The 10,123-nt window shown below is 40.4% G+C and carries 13 protein-coding genes; 11 read left to right on the top strand and 2 right to left on the bottom strand.

All coding sequences use genetic code 11. From position 1 onward, the window contains the following. Nucleotides 1-127 precede the first annotated feature (127 nt). Together pepC and K6V48_RS01560 are read right to left on the bottom strand one after the other, a co-directional pair. Complete coding sequence (gene pepC / locus K6V48_RS01565; protein ID WP_222367444.1) at nt 128-1,459, bottom strand: C1 family peptidase; 1,332 nt, start codon at nt 1,457-1,459, stop codon at nt 128-130. Between the two features lie 118 nt (nt 1,460-1,577). Continuing rightward, nucleotides 1,578-2,120, bottom strand: coding sequence for a hypothetical protein (locus tag K6V48_RS01560; RefSeq protein WP_032535778.1), 543 nt, complete (start codon nt 2,118-2,120; stop codon nt 1,578-1,580). A 433-nt stretch (nt 2,121-2,553) separates the two neighbouring features. Between K6V48_RS01560 and K6V48_RS01555 the strand changes: the two genes are divergently transcribed. The 11 genes from K6V48_RS01555 (at nt 2,554) to yidD (ending at nt 9,945) form a co-directional block, all read left to right on the top strand. Beyond that, the gene (locus tag K6V48_RS01555) at nt 2,554-3,801 is read left to right on the top strand and encodes a diaminopimelate decarboxylase (protein WP_222367443.1); all 1,248 of its coding nucleotides are present in this window, start codon (nt 2,554-2,556) and stop codon (nt 3,799-3,801) included. Between the two features lie 100 nt (nt 3,802-3,901). After that, a complete protein-coding gene (locus tag K6V48_RS01550; RefSeq protein ID WP_012027622.1) occupies nt 3,902-4,138 on the top strand; it encodes a YneF family protein in 237 nt (78 codons plus the stop codon). A 90-nt stretch (nt 4,139-4,228) separates the two neighbouring features. Continuing rightward, nucleotides 4,229-5,023, top strand: a complete 795-nt coding sequence (racE, locus tag K6V48_RS01545; RefSeq protein WP_172007318.1) for a glutamate racemase — start codon at nt 4,229-4,231, stop codon at nt 5,021-5,023. Continuing rightward, nucleotides 5,020-6,030, top strand: coding sequence for a nucleoside-triphosphate diphosphatase (locus tag K6V48_RS01540; protein ID WP_222367442.1), 1,011 nt, complete (start codon nt 5,020-5,022; stop codon nt 6,028-6,030). The genes racE and K6V48_RS01540 overlap by 4 nt, the downstream gene beginning before the upstream one ends. After that, the gene (locus K6V48_RS01535; RefSeq protein WP_024404161.1) at nt 6,003-6,530 is read left to right on the top strand and encodes a metallophosphoesterase; all 528 of its coding nucleotides are present in this window, start codon (nt 6,003-6,005) and stop codon (nt 6,528-6,530) included. Before K6V48_RS01540 ends, K6V48_RS01535 begins: the two co-directional genes overlap by 28 nt. After that, entirely contained in the window at nt 6,527-6,985 is a 459-nt protein-coding gene (gene cbpB, locus K6V48_RS01530) for a cyclic-di-AMP-binding protein CbpB (protein ID WP_024396407.1), read from the top strand. Before K6V48_RS01535 ends, cbpB begins: the two co-directional genes overlap by 4 nt. Then, on the top strand, nt 6,982-7,713 hold the full coding sequence (xerD, locus tag K6V48_RS01525) for a site-specific tyrosine recombinase XerD (protein WP_222367441.1): 732 nt from the start codon (nt 6,982-6,984) through the stop codon (nt 7,711-7,713). The genes cbpB and xerD overlap by 4 nt, the downstream gene beginning before the upstream one ends. Next, nucleotides 7,713-8,432, top strand: a complete 720-nt coding sequence (locus tag K6V48_RS01520) for a segregation/condensation protein A (protein WP_024404163.1) — start codon at nt 7,713-7,715, stop codon at nt 8,430-8,432. Before xerD ends, K6V48_RS01520 begins: the two co-directional genes overlap by 1 nt. Further along, entirely contained in the window at nt 8,416-8,985 is a 570-nt protein-coding gene (gene scpB / locus K6V48_RS01515; protein WP_024396404.1) for an SMC-Scp complex subunit ScpB, read from the top strand. Before K6V48_RS01520 ends, scpB begins: the two co-directional genes overlap by 17 nt. Then, a complete protein-coding gene (locus K6V48_RS01510; protein ID WP_024391162.1) occupies nt 8,975-9,706 on the top strand; it encodes a pseudouridine synthase in 732 nt (243 codons plus the stop codon). The genes scpB and K6V48_RS01510 overlap by 11 nt, the downstream gene beginning before the upstream one ends. Continuing rightward, the gene (gene yidD, locus K6V48_RS01505) at nt 9,706-9,945 is read left to right on the top strand and encodes a membrane protein insertion efficiency factor YidD (RefSeq protein ID WP_024396403.1); all 240 of its coding nucleotides are present in this window, start codon (nt 9,706-9,708) and stop codon (nt 9,943-9,945) included. The genes K6V48_RS01510 and yidD overlap by 1 nt, the downstream gene beginning before the upstream one ends. Nucleotides 9,946-10,123 lie beyond the last annotated feature (178 nt).

The raw sequence follows: 10,123 nt of genomic DNA, 5'->3' as shown, positions 1-10,123 counted from the left end.
CTGGTTTCTTGCCTAGATTATTATCTAAAACGACATGCGTTAAAAGTTAGTTGAACCGCCGTGTGCCGAACGGCACGCACGGTGGTGTGAGAGGGACTAGAAATTAGTCCCTACTCGATGTCATTTGTTATGCTAGTGCTCCCATTGGATCCCATGGGGCAAGGACTTGTGGTTGAGCTTGATAAGCTGCTAGTTCTTCTGGTGTGAGGAATTCTTTTCGGACAACAATCTGATAAGTGTACTCGTCCATCCAGCTATCTGATGCGACGAAGTATCCCTTATCACCAACCTTGTCACCCCAAGAGTTTTCTACTTTCCATTTGAGAGGTTGCTCATTATCGTCTAAATCAACACCAGTTAAGACCATAGCGTGGGTCATCAAACTTTCGGAGTAGTCTAATCTTCCAGCCTTGTCTTGATGGAAATGGATACCCAGACCTGAAGAGAAGTCGTAGGTGTTGGTTGCCATAATACCAGTTTGACGATTGCTACTTTGACCGACATCGGAACCAAACCAAACGGACTCACCAGCTTTGAGTTGGGCAATAGCCAGTTCTTTAAACCGGTTCATTTCTACATTGAGGTAGCGGACAGCAGGGGCGCCAACAACGTTCCCCAACAATTCGACTGTATAAGACTTATTGTAGGGTTTGTCAGTTGTAGGAGCATTGATAATGGAGACATAGTCAGATAGTTTCAAACCAACGTATTTCTCGTAGAATGCCTGAGGTGTGACATTTGTATCACGGTGATAGACATTATCCTTGTCTCTATATGCAAAATCAAAGTTGCGGGGAGGGAGTCCAAGGTTGACGGCTAGGAAGTTAAAGATTTCTTGAAGCAAGCTTTCTTTTTGTGTTTGAACCTCTTCAGAAGAAGCTCCTTTGGCAAGGAGGTCGCGCAAGATTTGTGCATCTTGACGGAGCAATTTGTTAAGGTACTGATTGAGTTCACGGCTGGCACTGGATGAGATAGATTCTGGATAGACGGATTTCGGTACCACACCATATTTTTCAAATAGAGCAACAACCATATCCCATTGACCGCCATCTTGTTGAGGAGTATCCAATAAGAATTTTACCTTACGGCTACCAATCTCTAGGTCAGCTGTGGCAATGATTTGTTCGAGGAACCAGTTGGATTTTTCATATTTATCCCAAAAGAAGGTATGGGCCTGTGATAGCTCAAAATTCTCCAGTTTGAAGTCTGAGATGAGCTTGTGGCGGAAGGTATTCAATGCAGCAAACATCCAGCAACGTCCAGAAGCCTTTTGGTTTGAAACAGCATCCTTGGTCAAATCGAGTGAAAAGACATAGTCATTGTCAATGGCGCTTTGGCGTGTTTCTAAGGATTTCAAAAGTCCGTTGTGGCTCACGGCATTTTCGGTTGCCTGTAGGCTTGGATTAGCTAGATAATTGGCATACAAGCGTTCTGTAAAATCAAAATCTAATGTTGACATATATTACTCCTTTTTTAATGATATTCACATTATAACGCTCATAATTTATTTTGCAAGTATTTGGTGGAGTTTTCCAATGTTTCATAATAGAGCGATTTTGGCACTCTATTGTAAAAAATTATTTTCTAAACTGATTGATAAAATCTTGTTTCGAAATTGCAATTCCTAATTCAAAATGGAAGTTGCGCAAAGTGCTAAATCTGTAGGGGTTCAATGTTCTAAAAGTGACCGATTCCCCGTGTTCAATCTTTAAACAAATATCAATATATTTATTTACATAATTTTTAATTCTTGAAAAAATACGATTAGAATTTCTAAGATAAAAAATCTTTTCATTAGAGTCATTAAAGTGATAAATTTTTGTATAGTCGATATGTTTTTCTTCGATAATCGTCAATTTACTAAAATCTAAAGCTTTCAAACACATTTTGCCATCGTGACGTTTATAAGTTGTGTATGGGAATAAATGACTAGAACGTCTCAGTCTCTCAGAAATACCAGAACGAAGTGGAATTGCAATCAGCAGATTATGAATATCAAGAACCATTACTCCATGTCCACGTGCACAATCTTCTTGAAACTCGTCTAAATATTGATAAGATTCAAAATAGTCTTGGGTTAATAGATGGAAATACAGGCTGTTTTTACTGATTTTTGACATAGATTAAACCTCTAAATATACGAAAAAAGGGCCTTTCTTTTTAGAGTCGCGACCCTTACGACTACATCAACTTTAGAGTATTTTCTTTTTAGAGTCGGTGTTACTCTCCGACTACCTCTACATAAATTATACCAAAAATTTTGAAGTAGTCAACTATTAACAATAATTTGGACTAACTTCCTTCAGTAAAATCGCTATTATTGTGCGATTTTTGAAAGCAGTTAGAAATTTGCAGTACGTTTTATTTTTCCAGTGTATAGTTGATTTATCATTAAACTTTTTAACGGCCCCTAATAAAAAAGTCGTATTTGTAATGAAGCTCAGAGAGCCTTTTTATCAAAAAAATCCTTTCCCATTTAATGTAGTGGGTTTATCATTTCTTGAAAAGATTATTCTATGGTATAATAGGAAAAATATTTGATGAGGTAGCGACATGACCAAGACACCATTTGTTAGTAAAGAAATTTTGGATACCATTACGGAGCAATTTCCGACTCCTTTCCATTTGTATGATGAAAAAGGCATTCGTGAGAAGGCCCGTGCTCTTAATGCAGCTTTTTCATGGAACAAGGGCTTTAAGGAATATTTTGCGGTCAAGGCGACTCCGACACCCGCTATTTTGAAAATTCTACAAGAAGAAGGCTGTGGAGTGGACTGTGCAACAGATGTAGAAGTGCTGATGAGTGAAAAATTGGGCTTTAAAGACATCATGTTTACATCCAATGATACCCAAGCGCAAGAATTTGTCTATGCTCGAAAAGTTGGAGCGACCATTAACCTTGATGCCTATGAACACATTGAGTTTTTGAAAAATGTTGCTGGTATCCCAGAAACGGTCTGCCTCCGTTACAATCCTGGAGGAGTCTTCTCGCTGGGAACGGACATTATGGACCATCCAGAAGAGTCTAAATTTGGGATGACCAAGGAACAGTTGATGAAAGGCTATAAGGAGCTGAAAGAACTGGGTGTCAAGAAGTTTGGGATCCATGCCTTTCTGGCTTCAAATACTGTAACAAATGACTACTATCCTGTCTTAGCTCGTCAACTCTTTGAATTGGCCTTGGAAATTCGTGAGGAAACAGGTGTGACCTTGGACTTCATCAACCTATCAGGTGGGATTGGGGTCAACTATCGTCCTGAGCAAGAACCAAACGACATTGCTGTCATTGGTGAGGGAGTTCGTAAGGTCTACGAGGAAATTCTCACGCCAGCTGGTATGGGACATGTCAAAATCTTTACGGAATTGGGACGCTTTATGTTGGCGCCACATGGTCACTTGATTACAAAGGTGCTTCATCGTAAGGAAACCTATCGGACCTATATCGGTGTCGATGCATCGGCAGCCAATCTCATGCGTCCAGCCTTTTACGGAGCTTATCATCACATCACAAATGTGACACGTCCAGATGCGCCAATCGAAGTGGTGGATGTGGCTGGTTCCCTCTGTGAAAACAACGACAAGTTTGCAGTCAATCGTGAATTGCCACGAGCTGAAGTAGGTGACACCTTGGTCATTCATGACAGTGGTGCCCACGGCTTCTCTATGGGCTACAACTACAACGGTCGTCTGCGTTCCTCTGAAATTCTTTTACAGGAAGATGGCACAGCGCGTATGATTCGTCGTGCTGAAAGACCTGAGGATTATTTCGCGACCATTTACGGTTTTGATTTTGACAGGTAAGTCTTGGAAAAGACTAGGGAATTTGGTATAATAGGGATATTGAAAGATTGTTAAAAACAATCCAGAATTATACTTTTTAGAAAAGTCAGGAGATTGACAGATGAACTTAGGTTTAGCTATTTTACTAATTGTATTGGCATTTGCAGGTGGTGTGGCCTTGGGGATTTACTTGTCACGCAGACAGGTGGAAAACTACATTGCTGATAAACCAATTTTGGATGAGAATGCTTTGCGTTTGATGATGAGCCAAATGGGTCAAAAACCAAGTGAAGCAAAAGTTCAACAAGTGCTTCGCCAAATCAAGAGCCAACAAAAAGTAGCAAGCAAGAAAAAATAATCAAACTGGGACTGGGATATTCATTCCCAGATCCCATTTTTTGAGTAGGAAAAGAAAGGCTAGTCAGATTATCTGGCTAATCTCAGTATTATGGATAATCGACCAATTGGTTTTTTAGATTCAGGTGTGGGAGGATTAACGGTTGCACGTGAATTGATGCGCCAGCTTCCCCACGAAGAAATCGTTTATATCGGTGATTCCGCAAGGGCTCCTTATGGACCACGACCAGCGGAACAAATCAAAGAATACACTTGGCAGTTGGTCAATTTTCTATTGACAAAGAATGTGAAAATGATTGTTTTTGCATGTAACACGGCGACTGCAGTAGCTTGGGAAGAAGTCAAAGAAAAATTAGATATTCCTGTTTTGGGTGTTATTTTACCAGGGACTTCGGCTGCCATTAAGGCAACAAAAACTGGCAAAATAGGCGTCTTGGGGACTGTTATGACCATTCAGTCTGATATTTATCGAGAAAAAATTCAAACGCTATCTCCAGAGACACAGGTAGAAAGTCTGGCATGTCCAAAGTTTGTCCCTCTGGTGGAGTCCAATAGTCATCAGTCTAGCTTAGCAAAGAAAGTTGTTTATGAGACCTTACGTCCGCTTTTAGGAAAGGTGGATACATTGGTTTTGGGCTGTACTCATTTTCCATTGTTGCGTCCGATTATTCAGAATGCGATGGGGAAAGATGTTAAACTGATTGATAGTGGGGCAGAATGTGCGCGGGATATTTCAGTTTTGTTAAATTATTTTGAAATCAACCATAGCCGTACCGAAAAGGATATTCAGCACAGATTTTACACAACAGCTAGTCCGGCAGCTTTTAAAGAAATAGCTGAAAGCTGGATGGGCATTGATATTTATGTGGAGCACGTAGCATTATGACAGAAAAAATTTATGAATACAGAGATGAGCATAATTGGTTTATTGGTAAAGCCAGCTTTGCCAATCTATTTGGTTCATTTGGTGAAAATGGGAGAGAGCAGGAAATTTACCAGATTGGTCAATTGTTTGACAAACTAATTGCTGGCAATTATGAAGACGAGAACTTTAACCAGTGTGTCAACATTGAGGTGATCAAACTTCAGTCTGAATTTGCCCTCTTTCAATTTGCCTGTGATACTTTGAATGAGTTAAACAATCGTCAGTTCAAGGTTCTCCAACACCAAGGATCTATTCTGGTAACAGAGAATGACAAGCTTCTCTTGGTTCATTTACCAAAAGAAGGAATTGAGATGGCAACCTTCTTCGGTCAAGACAAGGGATTGGCAAGCGTAGGAGATACCATCTTGATTGCTACAAAGAATGAAGGCAAGACCAAGGAATTTCGCAAGTTTTTTGAGCGATTTGGTTATCAGGTCGAGAACCTCAACAACTATCCAGATCTTCCAGATGTAGCAGAAACAGGTATGACTTTTGAGGAAAATGCACGGCTCAAGGCTGAAACCATAGCAGAGCTGACAGGCAAGATGGTCTTGGCAGATGATTCAGGTCTGAAAGTGGATGCTTTAGGTGGCTTGCCAGGAGTTTGGTCTGCTCGTTTTTCAGGACCAGAAGCAACGGATGAACGCAATAATTCTAAATTGTTGCACGAGTTGGCGATGGTATTTGAACTAAAAGATCGTTCTGCACAATTCCATTGTACCCTAGTTATGGCTGCTCCAAATCGTGAGAGTTTGGTTGTTGAAGCTGACTGGGATGGATATATCGGAATGGAGCGACGCGGTGAAAATGGGTTTGGATATGATCCACTTTTCCTCGTAGGCGAAACAGGTAAGACCTCGGCAGAATTGACCCTAGAAGAAAAAAATAAGATTTCCCACCGTGCACAAGCACTAGAAAAATTAGTGGAGGCATTTCCTGTATGGCAGGAGCAAGCAAAACAATCCTAGTCATGAGTGATTCTCATGGGGATAGACAGATTGTAGAAGAAATTAAAAACCGTTATCTTGGTAAGGTCAATGCAATCTTTCATAACGGAGATTCTGAACTAGATAGTCAAGATAGTCTTTGGGATGGAGTTTACGTTGTCAACGGGAACTGTGACTACTTTGGTGGTTACCCAGACCAATTGGTTACAAATTTGGATGATGTGACCATTGCACAGACTCATGGTCATCTTTATGGCATTAATTACGGCTGGCAACGGTTGGATTATTGGGCACAGGAAGTTAATTCGGATATTTGTTTGTATGGGCATCTGCATGTACCTGATGCTGAAGTTCGTGGCAAGACACTTTTTCTCAATCCAGGTTCCATTAGCCAACCACGTGGTCTTGTCAGAGAATGTCTCTATGCCCTTGTAACCATCTCTGATGATCATTTTCATATTGATTTTTATAACCGCCAACACCAACTCTACCCAGCATTGACAAAGGATATCTCAAGATGATTGCACGTGAATTTGAAGCCTTCTTGTTAGAACAGGAAGAAACCTTCCTTACTCCTGCTGAAAAATTGGCAGTTTTGGTGGAGAGTCACAATATTGACCATGCAAAACTGTTGCTTAGCCACACAACCTACTCGCGTGTACCTGTAGTGACAGAAGATGGAAACTATTTTGGAACAATTGGTTTAACTGAAATTATCAAATACCAGTCAGATAATGAACTGACTGATGATGAATTAAATGAAGACATCTCCCTCATTGCAAAAACGGATGAAGAAACCGTTGGCCTAGATTATGACTTAACGGAAGTCATGCGAAAATTGGTAGATCAATCTTTCTTACCCGTCCTTGGAGAAAATAGGAAATTCGTAGGTATCATTACTCGAAAATCCATTTTAAAAGCAATCAATGCTCTTCTACATAATTTTCCACTCGCGTCAAAAGAAGGAAAGAAATGAAACAAGCGATTGAATCCTTTATCAAAAGCAAAAAAATCAGCCTAAATAGCCAAAAATCCTATACCTATGATTTACAGCAATTTTTGACCGTGACCAAGGGAGAGATTTCCCAGCAGTCCTTACTGATCTATCAACAGTTTCTCTTGGACCTGAAACCTGCTGCTCAGAAAAGAAAAGTATCAACTATCAATCAATTTCTCTATTTCCTTTATGAAAGTGGGCACATAGATCGTTTCTATAAACTGCAGGCAATGGCAAGCTCTGGTCGTGTCAAAAAGCGGATGGAACGTGAAAATGTATCACTGCTTTTTCGGGAATCACCATTTCTTGATGGACAGCTTATTGCACTTTTGATCGCATTGCTAGGGCTTACGCCTAGTGAAATAGCAGAGCTAAAGAGTGAGCAGATTAACCTAAACTTTCAAGTCATGACTGTTGAGAAGGGAGCTGCCAAACGGGTTCTTAGTTTGCCAAAGGAACTTCTTTCCTATGTAGAAAACCATCTAACTGGAAAATATGTATTCGATAAGAAGGGGTACCCATACTCTCGTCAATGGTTCTTTAATCGGTTGAGTGAATATCTACAATCTATAGGAAAAACCGATTGGACTGCCCAAAAATTGCGAGAACAATTTATTCTACAACAGATAGATGAAGGAAAATCTTTGGACCAAATCGCCAAGGAGTTAGGACTGAAAACAAGCGTGAGTTTGGATAAATTTAGATAATGGATATAAAATTAAAAGATTTTGAAGGGCCACTTGATCTCCTGCTACACCTGGTGTCCAAGTATCAAGTAGATATTTACGAGGTTCCGATTACAGAGGTTATTGAGCAATATTTAGCCTACATTGCGACCTTACAGGCCATGCGATTAGAAGTAGCGGGAGAATATATGCTGATGGCTAGCCAATTGATGGTGATCAAAAGCCGTCGTTTATTGCCGAAGGTCGTTGAACAGACAGATCCTGAAGATGATCCGGAAATGGATCTCTTGGACCAATTAGAAGAATACCGGAAATTTAAGCTTCTCAGTGAAAAAATGGGGGAGCAACATAATGAACGGGCACATTATTATTCAAAACCAAAGTTAGATTTAGTCTATGAGGATGTCCAACTAGCGCAAGATAAAACGGTGATTGATATTTTCCTAGCATTTTCAAAAGTAATGGCAGAAAAACAAGCCAGTTTGCGCCAGTCTCATGCAACAATTGCACGGGATGAATACAAAATTGAAGATATGATGGACTTTGTACGTAATCGTTTTCAGAGTCATCCACGCATCGAACTTCGTCAGCTGTTTCAGGAAAGTCAGGATATTAACGAAGTGATTACGATGTTTCTCGCAACCCTGGAATTGGTCAAGGTTCATGAAATTGTATTGGAGCAGGCTGAAATATTTGGGGATATTTATCTAGTAAGGAGAGAAAATGAATCGCTTAGCTGAAATCGAAGTCCTACTCTTTGTGGCTGGAGAAGAAGGCTTGACCCTACGCAATCTTGCAGAGATGTTGGAATTACAACCAACAGCAGTTAATCAGCAATTAGAGAAACTCAGTGAGAAGTACCAAGCGGATTCCGATTCAGGCTTGGCTCTCTTGGAATCATCTAACCGATTTAAGTTGGTTACCAAAAAAGAATATGCTGAGCTTCTGAGAATCTACGCCAAAACACCGATCAATCAGACGATGTCGCGAGCACTTTTAGAGACATTGTCAATTGTTGCTTATAAACAGCCGATTACACGGATAGAAGTTGATGATATTCGTGGGGTTAATTCAAGTGGTGCGATTAGTAAATTACAGGCCTTTGATTTGATTCGTGAGAATGGTAAGAAGGAAGTGCTTGGAAGGCCCAATCTTTATGTAACGACGGATTATTTCCTTGATTACATGGGAATAAACAGCTTAGAAGAATTGCCAGATGTATCTGATTTGGAAATTGTCCAAGAGGAGACTGAGTTGTTCTTAGAAAGAAATGAGTTAGAAAATGAGAATTAATAAATACATTGCCCATGCTGGTGTTGCCAGTCGTCGTAAGGCAGAAGAGCTGATAAAACAAGGGTTAGTGACTGTCAATGGTCAGGTGGTTCGAGAGCTAGGGACCCTTATCAAGTCAGGGGATAAGGTCGAAGTAGAAGGGCAACCAATCTACAATGAAGAAAAAGTCTATTACTTACTAAATAAACCACGTGGTGTTATTTCTAGTGTATCTGATGACAAGGGTCGTAAGACTGTCATAGACTTACTGCCTATGGTCAAGGAACGCATCTATCCTGTTGGTCGGCTAGACTGGGATACGTCTGGGGTCTTGATATTGACCAACGATGGGGACTTTACCGATGAAATGATTCACCCACGAAATGAGATTGATAAGGTATATTTGGCGCGTGTAAAAGGCATCGCCAATAAGGAAGTCTTGCGTCCACTAACTCGTGGAGTGGTCATTGATGGTAAGAAAACCAAGCCAGCTGTCTATGAAATCATTAAGGTGGATCCTGTCAAAAACCGTTCTGTAGTTGAGTTGACAATTCATGAAGGACGCAATCATCAAGTGAAGAAGATGTTTGAAGCTGTGGGCTTGCAGGTGGATAAACTATCTCGAACCCGTTTTGGCAATCTAGATTTGACCGGCTTACGTCCTGGGGAATACCGCAAGCTGAATAAGAAAGATATTAGTAAGCTCCACACACTGGCTGTTACTAAGACTGTTAAAAAATAATGGTCAGGCTCTTCATCGGCTTGGTTCGACTTTATCAAACATTCATCTCTCCCCTCTTTCCCCCATCTTGTCGCTATCAGCCGACCTGTTCAAATTACATGATTGAAGCTTTGAATAAACATGGACTCAAGGGCTTATTTATGGGACTAGCTAGAATAGGTCGCTGTCATCCCTTTGTAGAAGGCGGCGATGATCCAGTTCCAGACACATTTAGTTTACGAAGAAACAAGCAGATGTAGGTTATTTTGCTTGTTTTTTTGATTTCCCATGGTCTTTTTTAAATTTCTACACTGTTATCAGTCATTTGAATTAACTTTGAACATTGCCATTTTCGACTTACCGTACTCTACGATAGTGACTTGTTTCGCAAGTCTTATTTCCAGTCCAGACCAGCCTTTAGGCTGTTCTAGCTACCAG

Source organism: Streptococcus suis, assembly GCF_019794555.1.
GTDB lineage: Bacteria > Bacillota > Bacilli > Lactobacillales > Streptococcaceae > Streptococcus > Streptococcus suis_AB.
Note: the sequence above shows the minus strand (reverse complement) of the source record. Positions and strands in the feature narration are given on the sequence as shown.